Genomic DNA, 19,597 nt, shown 5'->3' on the forward strand with positions numbered 1-19,597 from the left:
ATATGACGTTCATCTAACATAACAAAGCATCAAATCGATAAGTTAGGTGAAGTAAGCACCCAATTAGCGCTGTGCTTTTTGCTCATAAAGTTTTTCATCGGCTTTGTGAAGTACACTCTCCAGTGACTCACTCTCATCTTTAAATGCAACCCCGACACTCACCGACACATCAAATCCCAATAAAGCAACTTTAGATTCTGTCACTTGCCTTTTTAGAATCTCAGAAGCTTTGTTTGCGTTTTCAAAACTGCAATTCGGCATAATAACGATGAACTCATCGCCACCAACTCTTATCAAGAAGTCATCACGGCGAAAAACGTCTTTCATTGAATGAGCGATGTGTTGAATCACTTCATCTCCCCAACTGTGCCCTAGGTTATCGTTGATCTTTTTAATTCGGTCGCCATCGATGGCGATAACCGAACACGCTTTTCCTTGCACCGCTTGATTGAATGATGTCTCGTTGTAAATTCGACGGTTGTATAACCCTGTAAGCTCGTCTTTTAACGCCGAGTGTTTCGCATCAACCAATTCGTCTTTGGCGATCCTGGCCTTATTGACATAAAAAAGATAATTAAGGCTAGTGAGCAACAAAACAACAAATACCCAAAAGTAATCAATAACCAACTTGAAATATGGGTAGCGATACGTGTAAGTGGTTTTATTGTCTGCAACCACGGTTTTACTATAGTTCAAATACGAATATGGGTATCCTGGGTATGTAACAACCACGTTATTGATGTTGTTTATCGTCTCGTAACCCACATCTAAGCCACCACTTATATACAGCTCTATATTCACGTTCAACACGTAGTCACCAATGATGACCCCCTCGTCATAAACTGGGGTTACAATCGAAATAATTTCCTTTTGGCTTATAAGCCCAATATGAGGCGGCGATATGATCACCCTATCCGTCAACTGGTATTCTTTCTCGGTGATCGAACACACCTCACTCCCAAGGCAAATATCTCGTGAAAGACGCGCTTCTGACGGCGTGAAGTTTTCAAATTTATTTGGGAATATGTATTTTGAACCCGAGTAAGAACGATAAAAATAGACGAAATTATCGTCGATCCCACCGAGGTTTTTATACAACGAAATTTGATGCATTAAATGCCTAACAGCGATTTCGGCCTTATTCAATTCAGGATCACCAAGAGGATAAATGCTATCAACAAAGTTAATCTCATCAACGCTGTCGAAGTCATGACGACCCGAATCTGACGTCTGATTAATCTGAGATTCCGTAAACAAACCCAACAGAACTAAGTTGTCTTTATGTCTATCTAACTGCAACGTGCTTAAATCAAACTCTTTGATGTCATTGTTGATTGCTACCGTGCCAAAACTGATGATAAACAAGAGAAACGACATTGAAGAAAATGTCAGTGAAATCGTCGCCATTTTAAATTTTGGCATTAACTTGATAATTCGTTTAGTCGTCATAATTCAATCACTCTCGACAACTCGACAATACTGTCAACGCTGTACTTGGTAAGTATCCTTCTTTTGTAAGTACTGATTGTTTTCTCACTGATAGAGAGAAACTCGGCGGCATCTTTATTTGTCATTCCCTTAAGCAATAATTTAGCTACCGTCGCTTCACGAGCGGAAAGCTTAAGTGTTCGTTTTGCCTTTTGTGGGTCATTAATCTCTTTGAAAAACGAGTAACCTTTTGTAGTGGCTACAATCGCGTCTTTGAGTACGTTATAATGCTCTGATTTACACACATAACCATGTGCCCCCACTTTGAACGCCATTTCGCTGAAGTAAGCACTGGTTTCGGCAGAATAGAACACTACTCGCCCTTTGAACCCATGTGCTCTAATACGACGATAAAAGTCGAAGCCATCGCAATCATTCAAATTTACATCCAAGATCAGTAAGTCGATGTCCGATGTACGAACAAGCTCGTTGGCAGTTTTTAACTCTGAAGCCACGCTGACTTGAGAGATATGAGGTGAAGATTCAACAAGTGATTTAACCGCAACACAAACCAGAGGGTGATCATCGAAAATTAAACAGTTCATTTGATATCTATATCTATTTTTGTGACCAGTTCTAATGGCAACGGTTTAGAGACAAAATATCCCTGACACACTTCTACACCGTAGTCCTTCAACAAAGACCAAGTTTCGTGGTCTTCCACCCCTTCAGCGACAAGCTTAATGCCAAGATTTTTTGCTAAGCCACAAATTGATAAAACGATATTCTTTTTCTTTTGGTCATCTTTAATTTCAAAGACAAACGAACGGTCAATTTTCATTTCGTTGAACGGCAGTTGAGCCAACTTTTCCAACGTCGAATTACCCGTTCCAAAATCATCAATCGAGACAGTGACATCATTCACCCTCAGCTTAGTAAGGTTCTTGTACAAAGAGACGCTGTTACGGTAAGTGTCACGCTCTGTAATCTCAATAATGAATGCCGAAGGGTTCACCTCTCGCTCTAGGCATCGAGTAATAAAAGTTTGGGCAAAGTCGCTGTCTTCTAAGTTGAACTGATCGACATTAATGGCGATTTTCTTGTCCAGATTTCGAATTTTAATGTCATCTAGTGCATTGTTTAAAACGGTATCAAACAGCTCTGCTGACAACTTACATCGAGTCACAATAGGCAAGAACACATCTGGGGTTAGCACGCCGTATTCAGGGTGTACCCATCGAGCGAGCGCTTCATAGCCAGACAAATGTTCCGTGATAAAATCCACTTTGGGCTGGTAGTAGTTCTGTATTTGCCCGGTTGCTAATGCCACCAGAAACTCTTCGTCGGTTACCTCAATCTTCTTTCTCACAGGAAAAGCTTTGTTGACTGACTTGAGCCTCATCGCTAGTACATCTTCAATCGACTTTTGGCTATAAGGCTTTTCAATGATGTCCAACACATCAAATGGAAAGTCTTCACACATGGCACGGATAGCTGAAATCACCGTCAGTTCCACAGAACTAATCAGCACAACATTGCCTTGGTAATTCGCTTCGTCCAACATAAACATCATGTCAATTCCGTCATGGACTGGCATTTGAATATCACAAAAGATGATGTCGTAACTTGTAGAAGTAACGCTTTCACAAGCCTCTAACGCGTTATCGAAAACGGTAACCTCACAGCCTAACTTGGTTAATAGCTGTTTTAACAAGATCAGGTGGATCGGATGATCGTCAACAATCATGATTTTAAGATTAATGTTCATTGGCTTTTAACCACGCTTTTGTAAATTCAATTTCTGACTCAATGGCCCCGACCAACTTCCTTAATTTTTCTTTGTTAGCTTTTGGCTCACAACACTCAACGTCTTCGCACGATTTTGATATTTCCGTTGCACCGACGGCGTTTAACGCTCCTTTTACACGATGAATTGTTCGATTGATGGTTGGTGAATTGAAATCGAAATTCGCGACATCCTCACTCATGGTATCGATAAACACATTGGCAACCGCGATCGCGTCATTTGTTTTAAATCGTTCTAACCAACTGGGAGCACGGCCAGCAGGCATTGCATGCATCTCCAAAATATCCAACAACTTGGACACACTGTATGGCTTGTAAAGAATGTCATCGATCGCTATGTCTTTGGTTTTCTCACGCGCTACTCGTGAGTCTTCCGCAGTGATACCAATCACGACAATATCTTTAAATTGTTCACTGCTTTTGATCTTGTTTGCCAACTCATAACCATCCATTTCGGGCATGTGGAAATCTGTAAGCAGTACCTTAATCGAGTTGTGATTGATGTAATCCCATGCTTGAAGTCCGGTATCAACAAATACAGGTTTGATGCCGAGTTCATTCATTTGTAATGTCATCACACTCTGGTTAATTGGGTTATCTTCAGCGATAAGAACATCGCCATATTGCCAATCACTCACTGCGTCTGGAGTCAGTAAGTTAACGGTGTGCTCATCTGGCCTCACGATCAAATTCAACAAGCTGTCCGGGTATTTCAACTGTTCTAGTTCAATCGTAATTTGGTCATTCAGGTCTCTGCGAACTGTCAGGCCGACAAGGTTGGATTGCGAATTCTGTGTGATATTAAGATCCGGTGTATTTTCAGCTTCTGTTAGCTTCCACTCATTGCACCAACCTTTTAAGTTGTCAGGGAGGTCTCGCGCATACGTTAGGCTCCTGATTGAGTAGCCCTCATCATCGTCACGTCGTACAAACGGGATAGAAACATTAATTGTCGTACCATGATTCAACTCAGACTCAATATGCAGTTCACCACCCATGCATTGCAGGAGTTGATCAACAATGCTGAGCCCTAGCCCTGTTCCACCATAGTGTCTTGTTATACTGTCATCAGCTTGCACGAAAGGTTTCAACACTTGCTGTTGTTGTGTTGGAGTCATACCAATACCGGTATCGGTTATCTCGACAATTAACTGATTATCGACAGCCGAAACGACAACACTGATCTCGCCTTCTGAGGTGAACTTCACGGCATTCGACAACAGGTTCGTGAGTATTTGAGACACACGAATGCCATCAACCATCACCCATCGATAAGCAAAGGGATGAATCTCAACACGGTAATTAAGATTGTTGCTTTTAGAAATCGGTTCAAAGGTTCTAAATACATCGCAAAGAAGCGGTAATAGTTCGACCTTTTCAGCTTTGACAGACAGCACACCCGATTCGATCTTCGACAAATCAAGTACACCATCCACCAGCTTATTTAGGTGATCGAGAGAACGAATAGCTTGGTCGACTAAATGACTATCTTTATCGTTAACCGCATTGATCTTAATGATGTCAAGCAACCCATGCACAGCAGATAAGGGCGTGCGAAGTTCATGGCTCATGGTAGTGAGCAGGTTCTCTCTTGCTTCAACTGCAAGTTTCGCCTCTTTCTCAGCCTTGATTAACGCGTTCTCACGCTTCTTTTGCGCAGATACATCAAGTAGAGACGTCAGGATAAAGCGCTTATCACTGTTCGATGATGAGATCGTTTTACTCTCTCTGTGAACATGAGAGATATCTAGACGGCAGTCTTCGGCCAAGTGAGTATCGTTGAGGTTATCACCATCAAGAATCGTCTTGATCTCAATCTGATTTCCGACCAATGAAGCTCCGCTTGCTTGAGACTTCATGGTACATATCTGACATTCGTTCGATTGGAACTTAGGACAGTTACTCAGTAATATCTCGTTCCTATCATTATGAATAAAAACGATATTGTTGATCTCTTGAATGATTTCAGAGAGCCAAATTTTCTCTTTCTCTTCATTACCTGCATTCAACTCCGCAAGTTTGACTTTGTAGCGCAGATTCACCAAGAGCAGGTAACCAAGGTATGACAGAGTCACAAAAACGACCGATGCCAAAGCCGCAAATTTATTCACGTTACTGCTGTCGTAACCATAGACCAGATCGAATTTACGATAGTTACGGCGAAGCTTTTCTATCTCTTCAACGCTCACCGTATCAATGATGCTGTTCAGTACATTCTTGAGCTCGACATTTTTCTTGGAAACTGCGAATGCTATTGAATACGTGATGCCCTCGTCTTTATTAAAAGTAAGTCCTTCAGACGAATCATTCAGAATCATCGAGTACGTAATATCGTTCGGCACATAGGCAGCCGAGATCTCACCACTTCTTAAGTCATCCAGAATCTCTTTCATATCGCGATAGCGTGCGATGTTTCTGTCTTCACGCTCACCTACATTAATAATGCCTTGCTTGCTGACACTTAAAAGAATGCCTTGCTTATCTGTTTTAGGCGGAGTGCTGACTTTATTATGGGTGACTTTGGTAAAGCTCGCGTTCATAAATGGTTTGGTGATTAACCACTGGGCAGCCTTAGTTTTGGTCCTATCGCGATACAACACAGGAACAATATCAGCGTTGTAAGAGGTGTAACTGGATTCTAGGTTCAACTCAGGGACGACATAATTAAAGCCCAACCCTGTTCTTGCAGAAATTAACGCTAAATACTCCACCAGCATACCATCGAGCTGTCGTTTTTCGTTCTCGAAAAGAAACGGATACGCCTCACCATTTGAGCTGTATGTGATGACATCTTTGCCGTTTTGGTGAGCTTTATATTGCGAGATAAGCTTGTCGCTGACGTGGTAAGGGTTCTTGGAGGCGACCGAGCGTATGCCACGCCCTTCCACTTCCCACAAAAGGATTGAATCGATGTCTTTAATTAGTTCTAAGTTATCTTTACTGGAAATAAAACGAATCTTCTCTTCAGGTAACCATGAAGGAACATCAACAGCACCTCTCATCACATCTTTATGATCGAGATATTCGTTAATTGAAACGTAGGTAGTAACCAGCGCATCGGCTTTACCTTGGAGAACTGCTTCGAATGCGTCATCTCGTGACTTAGCTTGATAAATTTGCTGCGCACCGCGCTTCTCGACAAGCTGGCAATATACGCTTTTATTAACGCACGCCCAAGTCAGTTGCTGTTGGTTTTTGTTTTTCAGATACGCATCTCGGTACCAAACAGCCAAAGTGGTAGAAAAAATGGGAGCCGAAAATGAAAACTTCTTTTCTCGCTCTGCTGTTTTGCTAAAACCTAATGCCCCATCAATTTTATTTGCTTCAACATCACCAAGCAGTTCAGGGATATTTTGGTAATGCTTAATTTCTAATTTTAGATTTAAAAAGTGACTTATATTTGATAGGTAATCTAAGCTGATACCATAAATAGCCTCAAAGTTACCATACTCATCATGACGGTTATCTGAGAGCACACCCACAACGATTTTGTCGTCCCTTTTATCAGATGCGAAAGTAGTTTCTGGAATGACAAAACAGACCAAAGTAATGGCAATAAAGGCGATGGTACTTCTATAATTCAACATGTAACTTTCCTAAAAAACAGGTCGGACATCCTAAACTTGACATCTAATTTGTCAAATTAGGCACAACCAGCATGTGAAAATAAGTTACTGTTATTTAAAACTTAATATGAATAAGTAGGAAAATTCTCACAATCTTTTCCGCTAAGGACTACGAATTTAAGTTAGGGAAATTGACGTGGAACAAAATAGTCCACCTGAAGCTCGAGTTTGGTCAATGTTATGTATGAAATTATAAAATCTTATGTAGATTTCATCGTTCATAACTATGCTTCTTTCGCAACGGAACACTGTACATACTCTGTTGAATGGGTCGGAATTCAGTGGCGAGGTACTGTTTGGTACCCTCTGAGCTTATTCTGATTCAAACCGCGGTGATAGTCATATCCTTGTGTTCCCCCTAGGTCTCGTAAACATTAATTTCGGCGAAGATCGAGCTCACCGCTTGTACTGGGTACTTCCCGTAATGACTCACCGGACGGTACGTTGGTATTCGAGTTCGGTTACCAAACACAGTTAGACTCTGGTACCACCTTTGATCTGACCAACCTACCGTTATTCTGGGCGAAGTTTGTGCAAACCCTTACGACATTTACAAAACGAGATGAGTCTGAGTATAGCTCGTGAACTTGCTGAACAAGGCATTACGATGTCACCAGAGAATCCTGTTCGTTTTGTTACTCATAGAGATATCAGCTCAGAAGACATCGCAACTTTCCTAACAAATTTGGCAAGTGTGCTTTAACTCTTAACGAGATTAACCTCTATCGCAATTAAGACTAGAGCTTCCATTGGGAAGCTCTATTTTTTCAACAAATCCACAGTCAAAATAGCTTTCGACACCTGCTAGTTTTCTAATAAGTACACTTGATTGGCTGAAACAGAACACGATCTCGTTTTGGCCTATGAGAATACCTTCTAAGAATTATCCCCACATTAAAGCAATCTATTATCGCTTAAAATCGAGTTACATTAGTGACATAAAATATCGTATGCCCGCTAAAGATAAATAATTTATTAAAACAGTTTCAAGTTTTTAATAACCACACATACGGTAATTAAAAAATAGAAGACATCAATCTTAAATATGTTTGTGTAAAATATTAATTTTAATAGATAAATTTCATCTAGTTTAGATGGTCACTATCCGTTATTACAACTTAGAATCGCCACGTTCAGCTTACAAATTAAATTAATATTCTTATCAATTTTATGATGACATGAACAATGACCCATCGAAAATCCAATACAAATCACCATCAGTAGACCATAATCCTATCTTTATCAATTAAATAAAAAACCGTCGCCAATCTAACTCTTGATAAAAATTAATCTATCTAATTGAATGTAATATTATTATCTATTTTTTAGTCTCTAACCTTCAGCTTAAAATCATACCAAAACTCATACTTCTCTTAAATAATAAACTTTTTTTACTACTTCGCAATTTTTTAAAGCACATATAGTTTTCAAAGTTAAGCAACAAGTTACATTCAATCGTTGAGAGGTGAATTTATGATTAGAGTATTTATGATTCTTCATAACCTCATCGTCTCCACGTTAATTTTCACTCTGTCACTTTCATTCTATGTCAGTGCTAACAGTTTGACACTGGGAATTAGTGGTCAGATCAAAGATCGATGCGAAATAAATTTCTTTTCTGGCAACGTTATGAATTTTACGGAACACCGTGATGTGCAATCGTTGCCTTTTAATCTTTATTGTAACCGTCCATTGGGTATAACGATCAACTCAAAACATGGCGGATTAAAATATCAACATCAAGGGGTTGATATTATTGAGAGTTACAATTTGTCATTACAAATAGACGAAATTCGTCTTTATGAAAGTAGGCACAGCAGCCAACTTACTTCACCGGTAATGATCAACAGTTCTGGTGTTATTCCTTTCTCTCAACATGGGAGCCTAAAGGTAGCACTCGAAAATCGCTTGCGTTTCGCAGGTTATTATCAAGACGTTATTGAGATAGAAGTTTACCCTTCGATTCATAGCGTCACAAAGTAAAAACTCTGCAATGTATCTGCAGAACAACATACGCTCAGCAGTATTCGAGCCAATCATTTAAGATAAAGGAATTTCTAATGAAAAAGCTAACACTCTACGCAGCAACAGTCACTGCTATTTTTGGTGCTCAAGTCCAAGCCGCTCCTGGTGATGTCCAGTTAGTTGGTTTTGTTTCACCTGTATGTGAAGTTACTGGTCTTTCAACGCAACTGATGGACTTTGGTAACGTATCTCAAATTCAAAACCTTTCTGTTAGTGGTCTTAACATGAAGTGTAATGACGTCGATGGTGCAACGGTGACACTGACAAGTGCTGAAGGTGGTCTAGAGTCAGACGATAGCGAAGACTACGCTCTTACATATGATGCAACATTCAACCCTTCAGGCTTAGCTCCTTTCACGCTTAATGCACCTGGGGGCCCAGGTCTAAATGACGTTTCAGTCAGTAATTCTTATGGCGGTTCTGGAGCATTAGCGACAGGTGTTGCCGCATCCATTGATATTGTAACGACAGAAACCTCGCCATGGGCAGGTGGCTACTCAGATACATTGACTGTAAATATCACCTCGAATTAGAAGCTAATAAGTCGGGGGCTATTATTTGGCCTCCGACTTTATCTCAATCTCAACGACATAAGTTTAATTTGGAGCTTATTGCTATGAATCAGTGGATCATACGTAAATTGACCATTCTGTTTTTATTGTCGTTCACTTGCTTGTCCGCTCATGCGTTCAAAGTAGAACCGATGTCTATGGAAATGACGCCGCTTGGCAAAAGAGCTCAAATGACCATGAGGGTTGAGAATTCATCTCAAGAGCCACTCACGGTTGAGTTGTCTCCGGTATATATGACAATGGACAAATATGGAAAAGAGACCACCACTCCTGCAGATGACGAGCTATTAGTAATTCCGGTGACCGCAATTATTGAACCTGGACGGTCGCAATCCATTATGGTGCGGTATTTAGGCGATCCTTCCATCACAGAATCTAAAGCGTATCGCATTGCTATTAAGCAAGTAAAAGTTCAAAGAGCAAGCGGTAATCAAGGACAAGTAAGTCTTTTGCTTCAGTTTAATACGCTTATCAACGTCCGGCCTCAGAACACAGTCTCTCAGCTTGAAATAAAAAGTATCGAACAAAATGACAAAACGAACAAATGGGTTCTTGAAGTACTTAACAGTGGCAATAGTTATGGTCGATTAACAAATACAACATGGAAGGTATCTGATGGTAAAAATTCAACCTATTTAAAAGGCGTAGAAATCGCTAAGCGTATTCCGGGAACTTTAGTCCTTCCCTACTCCACTCGCTTTTTCGAAATGCTGCCTCTTAAAAATTATAACGTGAACACTCTATCTATCGAAATAGAGCAGGATCAATAGCCATGAGACGTTATTTCTTGGGTGGGCTCATTTATTGCGTTCTGTGTGTACAAACGTTTGGCATTACACTGTTTCCAACCGTCATCGAGCTCAACACAGACCACCGGGCAACATCTCAACTGGTTGTGACTAACAACTCGACACAGGATCTTCCACTTGAAGCTAACGTTCGTCGTTTAAATTTCTTATCTGACGGCACATTCGAGACATCAGCTCTAGCCAGTGAAGAGATGTTTGTATTTCCACCAGCCGCAATGTTAGCACCCGGAGAACGTCAAGTATTTCGCATACAATGGTTGGGAAATAGATCACTCGAAACCTCTCAGAGTTACTTCGTTCGCTTCAGTACCGTGAATATTGGCCAGAACAACACGAGAATAGATAAACCCATAGGGTTAACCACCGGTATCAATTTGCAAGTTCACTACAATGCGTTGCTGCACATTCACTCATCCTCATTAGAGCCTGACGTGAAATTACACATAGATGAACAAGGCAAACTAACACTCACTAATTCAGGTTCGCGATTTACCTATACATCGTTACTTCATTTCCCTGGGCTCGAATCTCAGAGCCCAAAAGTACATGAGGCGTTAGGTGAGCAATTTATTCCACCACGCTCCATTATTACTTTGCCTTCTTCTTTGAATTACTTACCAGTAGGTACTTACCATGGACATGAAAACTGAAACCCATCACAAGATGTGGCAAGTTTTACATGCCATGGGATTAGTACTTTTTTATTGCACCGCCTTAAGCCCTGCCGCTTGGGGACAGGAAATGATCTTGAACCCGACAGGACGAGATATTCAACTTACCTCTTTGCTAAGGATAAGTGACACCATACTAGGCGAAGCGGACATTATCATTACCGCAAACAACGAAATTTTGTTACCGAAGGAAAGTACGCTCTCTCTCCTTTCATCCGTCGTAACTCAAGAAGGTATTGGGAGGCTCAATGGCACGACAAACGACAAGATGCTGTCTCAGCACCATTTTGAGAGTGTAGGATTAGATCTGAGTTTCGATTTCTCTTCATTAGAATGCATCGTGACGGTACCGCCTGAATTTAGCTTAACCCAACAACTGTCTATGAACGGCGCAGATGATTTTTATAACTATGTTGAACCAAGTTTGTTAAGTGGATACGTTAACTTTGCCCTTTCGGTAAATGAAACCCAATATGTCGACCAAAACTCATCAAGACAGGATCTCTATCGCAGCCAATTCGACTCAGCACTTAACATTGGTTTTCTAAACTTTGAGTATGAATCCTATCTAGAAAACAGCTCATCACAAGACTCACTATACGTAAGAGAAGGATCTCGTCTTAATATTGACTTTGCCGAACAAGGAACACGGCTTGTCCTAGGCGATATGTACAACAGTGGTCAATCTTTTCAGGACAGTACAGACATACTTGGTATTGGCTTAACTCGAGATTTTACGCTCATTCCGACCAGAAATGCACGACCACGAGCCAATCAATCATTCACGCTTCAAAGAGCTTCAAATGTCGATGTCTATATTGACGGGATCGCAGTCCAAAGACTAACTCTAGGCGCTGGTAGCTATAACCTTAGTGATATCCCGCTTGCACAAGGTAGTAATGATATTGTGCTAGTCATCACCGATCGTTCAGGAAATGAAGAACGTATAGAGTTTTCAATTGCAACCGGTAACGATTTGCTCAACAGCGGTGAGTTTGAATATAGCATCATGTATGGAGCGCCCTCTGAATTAGAAAATGGACAACTAGAATACCTAACAGATGAGCGTATTTTACATGGTTATATAGATGTGGGGATTACCCCTTGGTTGACGTTGGGTACGAACTTTCAAACTCGTGAAGATCTTTACCAGTATGGTACCACCGCGTTATTCGCTTCTACATGGGGCGTCACTGAGATCAATGCTTCGCGTAGCGAACACCCTACATTCGGAACTGGCTACGCTTACAAATTTGCGTTCGATGCAGAGTTTTCCAATACGAACACTCTGTCTCCACAACTGAGTTTCAGTTATGAATATCTGGCCAACAATTTTACCGGAGTCTCAGGGTTTGATGCTTCCGATATCGATATCAACTTAACTACTCATTATGTCTCTGCATTCAGCTCCATTTACCTTGGTCAGTCTTTACGCGCTGCCATGACTCTCAATTACCGCTCAGGAATAGACAAGGAAAACGATTATTGGCTAATTAGCCCGAGTTTATCGGACAGACTGTTTGATACTCCCGCCACCTGGAGTGCCCGCGTTAACTATCGCTATAACGCAGCCGAAGACGATGATATCAGCACTACGGTCACCATAAGTTGGCCTCTTAGTCGACAAACTCGTGTTGTCGGCCGTTACACCACAGAGCTCGATGAAGCCGCCTTAGATTACAGCTATCAGAATAATATTGGTAACACAGGGGGGATATCGGCGTTTGCGAGTGTCATTACTAACGAAGAAACAGATGCCGATATAGATGCCGGGGTTAACTACACGGCAAACCGTTATGAATTAAATGCGACCCACGCTTCGCGGCTCGAAGACATTAGTGGCGAAACACGAAACCACAGTACTGACGTGACTATTAGTAGTGCGCTTGCCTTTGCAGGTTCCTCTGCGACGCTCGGCAGACCGGTGCGCGAAGCATTTGCAATTGTCAGCAAGCACAAAAGCTTGAAAGAAAATGATGTAGCTATCGACCCCACAAAAGATGGTGAGTACGCACGCGTTTATCTTAAAGGCGATGCTAGTGCCATGGTTCCTGATCTTGTTGCTTATAACAGCCAAGTAGTCGGTTACGAGGTTGATGACTTACCACCAGGATATGACTTAGGTGATGGTGCTTTTTGGATTAAGCCTGGTTATAAACGAGGGTTCCAACTACAGATCGGATCTGATGCTGTATTAACTGTGATTGGTAAGTTATTCGATCGTCAAAGTAACAACCCTATTTCACTTGTCGCTGGTGTAGCGCATTACCTTGGTGAGGCAAAACAGTTGCCGATTGACTTCTTTACCAATCGTAACGGAATATTTGCAATCTCTGGATTAAAGCCGGGGAGTTATCAATTGGTACTAGACACTAAAGAACAAGAATCAGTCATCATTTCCCTCAGTGAGCGCAGCGACAATTTGATAAGACTAGGAGATGTGTATGTTGAATAAACAAATGCTCTGGGGAGCCTTGTTCCTCATCGCCACAAACCACCTGCCTTATGCATTCGCGTGTGAAGCTAGTGCGTTGACAATTCAACCCGTCTCATCTAAATCACAATATGATGTTTTCAACGCAGGAACGTTCGCAACAATAAACACTTACCGAATAGATGCGAACATAATTGGCGAACCCTGTAAATTGAGCTTAATTCTGGAGCTTAACGATACGAGTCGATCGTTAAAAGGGACTAGCCAAGACAAACTCAACTTTGAGTGGTCAGGGCAGATTGGCATGCCAGTGGCTAATCAATGGCACTTGTCATTAACCGACAGTCAACCTTCGGCAACGATACAAATGCGATTCCCGAGCAAGCAATGGTTAGCGTCAGGGACCTATCAGGGGCTTTTAGAAGTCTCACCTTCTTATAACTCAAATAGTAAACAAATAGAAATTAGCCCTAGCTCAATCCCGATATCTGTTGACGTTCCGCCTGCTGCGAAAATTCATTTTTATGGATTAACCCAACAACATTATGACCTTGATCTAGGGACATTATATTCAAACAAGGTTATTCGTTCTGCGCCTAACCTATGGGTTCAAAGCAATACAGCTTATACCATCGTCTTTGAATCATCCCATCAAGGAATGCTTCGTCATGAATCTAATGAGATCAAATGGGACATTCCATACCAACTTTCCCTCGATAGCGACAAAATAAGCCTCGAACAGTTGGAAGCAAGAATTCAACGTATTTCCGCTACGATCGGTCAACCTATTCCTTTGAATTTTGTCATTGGTGAAACAGAGAACAAACCAGGAGGGCAATATGACGACACATTACAAATTTCTATTGAACCACAACTTTCACAGCAGCCGTAATTATGCAATTATGTAAAAATTAAGCCGCAGAGCTTAATTTTATAAAACACGACGTCATAGAACCAAAACATGGTTTGTCAGGCTAGGAATTAGTTATGCATAAAAATAATTTAAAGCACATGCTCCTAATTGGTGACAACGGTATTAACAACCAATTTATTCAACGCGAAATAGAAAAATACGGTGATTTTTCTTTTAGCAGAGAGTGTATTAGAAGCATTGGGCGCTCACGTAATCATAAAACTTTCGATGTTGTCCTTATCAGCTACTTACTCTTGGCAAATATCGAAGATATCAACATCATCTTATCAAAAATAGAGTCAAATAAATGGGTAGTCTATGACGTTCCTGCGGACATTACCGGACAGAGTATTACCGTAGTTCAACTATTCAACTTGTTTAATATAAAAGGAATCATCTATCAGGACGCTCCTATTGATCACCTTACCCGCTGTTTAAAAACAGTGTGTGACGACGATTTGTGGTTACCGAGAAAGTTAATGTCACATATTTTATCTAATAGACACGATTACACTTTCAAGTCGAAAGTAATACTTTCTAGCCTTACGAAAAGAGAAGTTCAAATATTCAAACGAGTGATTAGAGGAGATTCAAATTTAGAAATATCAAACGAACTATTTATTTCAGAAAGTACGGTAAAGACGCACGTATACAACATATATAAAAAAATCAATGTTACAAATCGCAAAGAAGCAATAAGAAAAGCATATTTTATCAATAGTTTAGAGACTATTATACAGCCAGACATAAAGTTCAAAGCATAACTACAATACAAATATAAGAGTAAATTAGAGTTACCAACAGACACGATGAAAGTTGGCGAAACTCCCCCTTTCGATATGTAATAATAAATAGGTTACAGTACAACTTTATTTCAAAATTTGGTCCGAGTTCCGGCTTGGAAAATTTCTGCTCTAAACTCCAACAACTGCACATCATCAAAAACTTAAGACTCGCTGCACTCTTCGAGTAAGTGAAAATCTGCTTTCAAAACGTTTAGGCGCTCCGATTGACTCGCCGCTTTCCTAAGAAATTACAAATAGCACCATAAACCATATTACGTGTTCATCTTGAACAAATAATCCTTGAACTTCTCCTAAGGGGAAGCTTTATTGTTATGCTTTCACTGGACTAAAACTGTCGCTTACCAGTTCTTCGCTTCTATCTTACTTACCCTTTCACCTAGCTTTATGCCGCTGATTTTGGTAATCCTGACCTAGGTAAAATGAAATCTCCGAGCTGTATTCTTGCCATAACCCATCAACCCATCAACCCATCAACCCATCAACCCATCAACCCATCAACCCATCAACAAATAGCATTTATCCAAACCTTTCAGGTCAAGATCGCCTCTATCTCTTTAATACAATAAAGCGTATCAAAACCGGGAAAGACAAGGCGACTATGCGGAAATGATGCGAGCACAACTCAGTAAGCTCAATGATCAAGATTTGAAAAATATAGCGGCATTTTATTCATATCTCGAGAATAAATAGCAGCTTCGTTCAAATATCATATTACTTCGATCTTCTTAATTGATTTTGTTAAAGTGGAAACATCGCAAGATTCAAGTATTCCGACTTTAACGTTACTTCTCCTCTGAGGACGTTCATAGTAGTCAAAGCAATGATTAGTCATGTTATCGATTTGATTACTCAACGGTAACAATCGATTTAAGCTAGAAATATAAGTTGGGTGTAGCTTGTATAAATCGCTAATATCTTGTCGATTAACCATCACATCTTTTTTATTGTTACTAGTACGGTTAAGTTTTTTACTGCTTTTATGGTCTAAATTAAAATCACAGTTACTACAATTCGATAATTGTGCAAGTATAATCTCACCACCGTTACTTAAGAACACTTTAACCTTAGTATGATTGGTACTTAACACACTGTTATTTTTACTATTAACCTTAGTGTAATCAAAGTATCCAACGAACTCGAAGCTCCTATCGATTTCAAATAATCGATGTTCACCATCAGTCGAGATAACGTGTTCATCAACGATATATGAACCAGAACAACCCACCAATACGAATGAAAAAAACAGGTAAACCATAGCTTTTAATTTCATTATTAACTCCATAATTATTCTTTCTAAAGCTTATAAACCGAGGGTTCTATAACTCCCCATTAGATGAGCCTTTGGAACAAGCCCCAATATTAAATTGGGGCTTGTTCTCTAAACGATGAATCAAGATTCGGTATTGCCCATCAGTTCTTTCTCCGTCAGATATACTTCAACAATCTTTTCCGCAGAAAGGTCGATGTCTTTAGTGGAAGTGTGGCAACTCAGAACCGAGAACAGCATCGTTTTTAAACCCTTATAACCTGAAGTCGAGGGGTATAATGTTCCTTCTTCCTGAAGACGGTGAACCACTCGATCGGTTAGTTCATTTCGGTAAGAATCATCACCTTCACCAAATTGCGCAGAAAAACGATTAGAAACAACATCATTCAAAATCGTAATACCTTGAACGGCTGAAAGTTTTTTTGCCATACGTTGAGCTAACTCAGTACAACGATCAATATGCTCAACAATCCCTTCTTTACCTAATGATTTGAATGCTGCATACACAGGAACGCCACGTGCTCTTCTTGATGCAGAGATGCCAAAGTTAATCGCGTTTCGATCTGGCTTTTCCATTGCATCATTAAGGTAATCACCCATGTTGCTACCGCCCATTGCTTTAGATAACACAGCCGCATCTTTTACAATGATCATTCCACTGTCATATGGCATGTTGAACCATTTATGGCCATCCGTATCGATAGAGTCTGCTCGTTCAATACCAGCCAATAGATGCTTTTGCTTATCACTCGCGGCTGCCCACAAACCAATTGCACCATCTACGTGTAGCCACGCGTTTCCGTGCATCTCTACAGCATCAGCTAAATCACTAAATGGGTCGAAAGCGCCTGAATCAATACAACCGGCTTGAGCGCAAACAAGAGTCGGTCCTTCTAGCGCAGAAATAGTCTCTTTGAGGTTATCTGGAATAATACGTAAATTATCGTCCGTTGGTACTTTTACTATCGTTTCAAGGCCAATACCGATCATGGACAACGCCCGTTTTATTGTTGAATGGATCTGATCACTGACAACAACGTTGATACGAGGCGCGCCAAACAGTCCCTTTGTCACCACATCCCAACCCGCGCGTTCAAGTAATGTATTACGAGCAGTAATCAAACCTGTGTAAATAGCTTCTTGAGCACCGGAAGTAAAACCTACTGCTGTTCCTTGATTTAAACCGAGCAGTTCAACCATCCACTCTGCGGCTGTTTCTTCAACAACTGACATCGCGGGGCTAGAAACGTAATAAGGTACATTTTGATCCCAAGCACTCACTAGCCAATCTGCTGCTAATGAAGCAGGAAAAGAGCTACCAATCGCATACCCAAAGAAACGAGCACCACCAGATGCCATTAAACCAGCATCGACATTCTTAACCATGTCATCAATCACTTGTGATGGGTTTGTTGGTCGTAATGGTAACTCTCCTCCGATAGCTTCACGTAACGCTTGTGACGTTGTAGCTTTTTCGACAGGTCTATCAGCTAAAGATTCTAGGTATGAAACGGCATGTTTCAGAGAGCTTTCAAGGGGTAAGCGATATTCATTAAAACGGTGTGACATGATGATTCCTCTATTTATTGTCTACCCAATAATGTTATTGGATCCGAGCTTTGAGGAATTGTCATATGGCGCCACGCTAATCAGATTTAATACATCTCGTATGACTAAAATAAACGGAAAAACAAAGGCAACCCATCTAAGTAAGATAGGTTGCTAAATCAACCGGAAGAGGTGGTTCACAAACAAATATCTATAGGCATTGATGTAAGCTGCGGAACTGTGAGGGAGTTAACCCTGTTTTTCGTTTAAAAAAGCGTGTGAAATTAGCTGACTCACCATACCCGATACGTGTTGCTATTGAGGTTATTGAGTCTTTAGAGCGCGCCAGTCGTTCCTGAGCCTCATTTAAGAGAATATCTTCTAGGACTTCGCGGTAAGTTACGCCAGCATCGTATAAACGCCTCTGTATAGTTCGAGGGCTCATTTCTAATATGTTTGCAACCTTTGATATTGGAAGCTTCCCTAGGGATAAGTAAGGTTGCATGGCATGTTTGAATGAACACAGAAAGTCACTTGGGATAACTTCTCGCACTGCTCTTTTTTCTGACTTTCTCTGAATGCAAACTTTCTGGCTCAACATGTCGCCATTTAAGCGGATACCCGTAACTGAACGAAGGGTGAAAAACTGCACATGTGCTAATCTCGAGCACTCAAAAAAGCACTCCGTATCTGGGCTGACAATTGTCATATATTTTTGTTTACTGTTATTTTTTGTTAATGCAGTTATTAGCTCATCCATAAAAATGACTGAGAATATTTCAGCGTACTTAAACCAACCTTCAGTAGCCCCCTCTTTTTCACGAACTAACCAATAGCAATCATTGTATAGCTTTAAAGATATTGTCACGCCGCTTGAATAATATCGAATGATTTCACAGAACTCCTCCAGAGCTTCTTTTACAGTGCCCTCTCTAGCTTTATCCAATTGGGCAATTACGCTAGGTATGTAGACGTTTTTACATATCAACCAGACGCGAGTTACAAATGTATCTAGACAAACGCGTTGTCCAAACATCTCTATTATGTTGAGTAACACAGTTTCAGGTATAAATGGAAATTCACATCTTTGTATATCGACTGGAGCTTTAACACGGCTTATCAAAGAATGGACGTTGATGTCTTCATCACTGAATAGTTCGGCTAAATCGTGAACACAACCTGTACGGACTAGCGGAATACCTTTACTGGTCATTTCCATGTGTTAAGGCCTTATTTAGATTAGATAAATTACGCTCGGTGCCATTAATAAACATTACTGCAACAAGAAAGCCCCTTATTCTTTAGTTAGAATAAGGGGCTTCTCCATATCATTTAGTTGTACTGAATATAAAGCATCTTTCTTAGGCTATTACATCGATTCTTATCCAGAGGATCTCCTAAATACTCACCATCTTCAGCAGCGGTTTTCATTAATAATGCGCGAGCACGTTCATCGCTAGGTAGATCTCGATACCTTTCATAGGTTTTCATCTTAAGAATTTTGTATTTTGAACTCTGCCCAGCATCAGAAAAATTATCGTAGCAGTAATTCATAGCACCTGAGTTTGCACCTATCTTACTGGCATCTGTGATTGCATACGCGTTGGTAGTCAACACAATCAAAGATAATGCGAGAGTCTTTATCAGTTTCATATCCGGTTCCGTTTAACGTTAGTCTTGTTTTAATTTCAG

15 protein-coding genes and 2 pseudogenes are annotated in these 19,597 nt (G+C 40.6%); 9 read left to right on the plus strand and 8 right to left on the minus strand.

Annotated features, from left to right (window positions below; genetic code table 11):
* Positions 1-63 precede the first annotated feature (63 nt).
* From OCV56_RS17950 to OCV56_RS17965, 4 genes are read right to left on the minus strand one after another with little or no spacing between them, the layout of a single operon-like run.
* A complete protein-coding gene (locus OCV56_RS17950) occupies positions 64-1,449 on the minus strand; it encodes a sensor domain-containing diguanylate cyclase (RefSeq protein ID WP_086714105.1) in 1,386 nt (461 codons plus the stop codon).
* Entirely contained in the window at positions 1,446-2,033 is a 588-nt protein-coding gene (locus OCV56_RS17955; RefSeq protein WP_086714106.1) for a response regulator transcription factor, read from the minus strand. Before OCV56_RS17955 ends, OCV56_RS17950 begins: the two co-directional genes overlap by 4 nt.
* Complete coding sequence (locus OCV56_RS17960; RefSeq protein WP_086714107.1) at positions 2,030-3,196, minus strand: EAL domain-containing response regulator; 1,167 nt, start codon at positions 3,194-3,196, stop codon at positions 2,030-2,032. The genes OCV56_RS17955 and OCV56_RS17960 overlap by 4 nt, the downstream gene beginning before the upstream one ends.
* On the minus strand, positions 3,186-6,821 hold the full coding sequence (locus OCV56_RS17965) for an ATP-binding protein (RefSeq protein WP_086714108.1): 3,636 nt from the start codon (positions 6,819-6,821) through the stop codon (positions 3,186-3,188). Before OCV56_RS17965 ends, OCV56_RS17960 begins: the two co-directional genes overlap by 11 nt.
* A gap of 567 nt (positions 6,822-7,388) precedes the next feature.
* Here OCV56_RS17965 and OCV56_RS17970 point away from each other — a divergent pair.
* The 9 genes and pseudogenes from OCV56_RS17970 to OCV56_RS18010 form a co-directional block, all read left to right on the plus strand.
* Positions 7,389-7,563: pseudogene (locus OCV56_RS17970) on the plus strand (low-specificity L-threonine aldolase); the annotation flags it as partial.
* A gap of 755 nt (positions 7,564-8,318) precedes the next feature.
* Positions 8,319-8,843 (plus strand): hypothetical protein, encoded by a 525-nt coding sequence (locus OCV56_RS17975; protein WP_190960448.1) that lies wholly within the window; start codon positions 8,319-8,321, stop codon positions 8,841-8,843.
* 77 nt (positions 8,844-8,920) lie between these two features.
* On the plus strand, positions 8,921-9,418 hold the full coding sequence (locus OCV56_RS17980) for a hypothetical protein (protein WP_017080976.1): 498 nt from the start codon (positions 8,921-8,923) through the stop codon (positions 9,416-9,418).
* An 83-nt stretch (positions 9,419-9,501) separates the two neighbouring features.
* Positions 9,502-10,227 (plus strand): fimbrial biogenesis chaperone, encoded by a 726-nt coding sequence (locus OCV56_RS17985; protein WP_086714109.1) that lies wholly within the window; start codon positions 9,502-9,504, stop codon positions 10,225-10,227.
* A gap of 2 nt (positions 10,228-10,229) precedes the next feature.
* A complete protein-coding gene (locus tag OCV56_RS17990) occupies positions 10,230-10,916 on the plus strand; it encodes a fimbrial biogenesis chaperone (RefSeq protein WP_086714110.1) in 687 nt (228 codons plus the stop codon).
* A gap of 91 nt (positions 10,917-11,007) precedes the next feature.
* Positions 11,008-13,392, plus strand: a complete 2,385-nt coding sequence (locus OCV56_RS17995; protein ID WP_086714126.1) for a fimbria/pilus outer membrane usher protein — start codon at positions 11,008-11,010, stop codon at positions 13,390-13,392.
* On the plus strand, positions 13,382-14,263 hold the full coding sequence (locus OCV56_RS18000) for a hypothetical protein (RefSeq protein WP_086714111.1): 882 nt from the start codon (positions 13,382-13,384) through the stop codon (positions 14,261-14,263). The genes OCV56_RS17995 and OCV56_RS18000 overlap by 11 nt, the downstream gene beginning before the upstream one ends.
* Positions 14,264-14,358: 95 nt before the next feature.
* Positions 14,359-15,048: a helix-turn-helix domain-containing protein gene (locus tag OCV56_RS18005; RefSeq protein ID WP_086714112.1), complete on the plus strand. Its 690-nt coding sequence runs from the start codon at positions 14,359-14,361 to the stop codon at positions 15,046-15,048.
* 399 nt (positions 15,049-15,447) lie between these two features.
* A pseudogene (locus OCV56_RS18010) lies at positions 15,448-15,780 on the plus strand (c-type cytochrome).
* Between the two features lie 16 nt (positions 15,781-15,796).
* Here the strand turns inward: OCV56_RS18010 and OCV56_RS18015 are convergent.
* From OCV56_RS18015 to OCV56_RS18030, 4 genes are all read right to left on the minus strand, one after another.
* A complete protein-coding gene (locus OCV56_RS18015) occupies positions 15,797-16,360 on the minus strand; it encodes a hypothetical protein (RefSeq protein ID WP_086714113.1) in 564 nt (187 codons plus the stop codon).
* 120 nt (positions 16,361-16,480) lie between these two features.
* Positions 16,481-17,926 (minus strand): pyridoxal phosphate-dependent decarboxylase family protein, encoded by a 1,446-nt coding sequence (locus tag OCV56_RS18020; RefSeq protein WP_086714114.1) that lies wholly within the window; start codon positions 17,924-17,926, stop codon positions 16,481-16,483.
* 190 nt (positions 17,927-18,116) lie between these two features.
* Positions 18,117-19,124: a helix-turn-helix transcriptional regulator gene (locus OCV56_RS18025; protein WP_086714115.1), complete on the minus strand. Its 1,008-nt coding sequence runs from the start codon at positions 19,122-19,124 to the stop codon at positions 18,117-18,119.
* Positions 19,125-19,237: 113 nt separating this feature from the next.
* The gene (locus OCV56_RS18030) at positions 19,238-19,558 is read right to left on the minus strand and encodes a hypothetical protein (protein ID WP_086714116.1); all 321 of its coding nucleotides are present in this window, start codon (positions 19,556-19,558) and stop codon (positions 19,238-19,240) included.
* Positions 19,559-19,597 lie beyond the last annotated feature (39 nt).

Origin of the sequence: Vibrio gigantis (assembly GCF_024347515.1) — a bacterium.
Lineage (GTDB): Bacteria > Pseudomonadota > Gammaproteobacteria > Enterobacterales > Vibrionaceae > Vibrio > Vibrio gigantis.

Coding starts and splice junctions, on each gene's coding strand:
- OCV56_RS17950 (WP_086714105.1), bottom strand. CDS start 1,449: ATGACGACTAAACGAATTATCAAGTTAATGCCAAAATTTAAAATGGCG.
- OCV56_RS17955 (WP_086714106.1), bottom strand. CDS start 2,033: ATGAACTGTTTAATTTTCGATGATCACCCTCTGGTTTGTGTTGCGGTT.
- OCV56_RS17960 (WP_086714107.1), bottom strand. CDS start 3,196: ATGAACATTAATCTTAAAATCATGATTGTTGACGATCATCCGATCCAC.
- OCV56_RS17965 (WP_086714108.1), bottom strand. CDS start 6,821: ATGTTGAATTATAGAAGTACCATCGCCTTTATTGCCATTACTTTGGTC.
- OCV56_RS17980 (WP_017080976.1), top strand. CDS start 8,921: ATGAAAAAGCTAACACTCTACGCAGCAACAGTCACTGCTATTTTTGGT.
- OCV56_RS17985 (WP_086714109.1), top strand. CDS start 9,502: ATGAATCAGTGGATCATACGTAAATTGACCATTCTGTTTTTATTGTCG.
- OCV56_RS17990 (WP_086714110.1), top strand. CDS start 10,230: ATGAGACGTTATTTCTTGGGTGGGCTCATTTATTGCGTTCTGTGTGTA.
- OCV56_RS17995 (WP_086714126.1), top strand. CDS start 11,008: ATGATCTTGAACCCGACAGGACGAGATATTCAACTTACCTCTTTGCTA.
- OCV56_RS18000 (WP_086714111.1), top strand. CDS start 13,382: ATGTTGAATAAACAAATGCTCTGGGGAGCCTTGTTCCTCATCGCCACA.
- OCV56_RS18005 (WP_086714112.1), top strand. CDS start 14,359: ATGCATAAAAATAATTTAAAGCACATGCTCCTAATTGGTGACAACGGT.
- OCV56_RS18015 (WP_086714113.1), bottom strand. CDS start 16,360: ATGAAATTAAAAGCTATGGTTTACCTGTTTTTTTCATTCGTATTGGTG.
- OCV56_RS18020 (WP_086714114.1), bottom strand. CDS start 17,926: ATGTCACACCGTTTTAATGAATATCGCTTACCCCTTGAAAGCTCTCTG.
- OCV56_RS18025 (WP_086714115.1), bottom strand. CDS start 19,124: ATGGAAATGACCAGTAAAGGTATTCCGCTAGTCCGTACAGGTTGTGTT.
- OCV56_RS18030 (WP_086714116.1), bottom strand. CDS start 19,558: ATGAAACTGATAAAGACTCTCGCATTATCTTTGATTGTGTTGACTACC.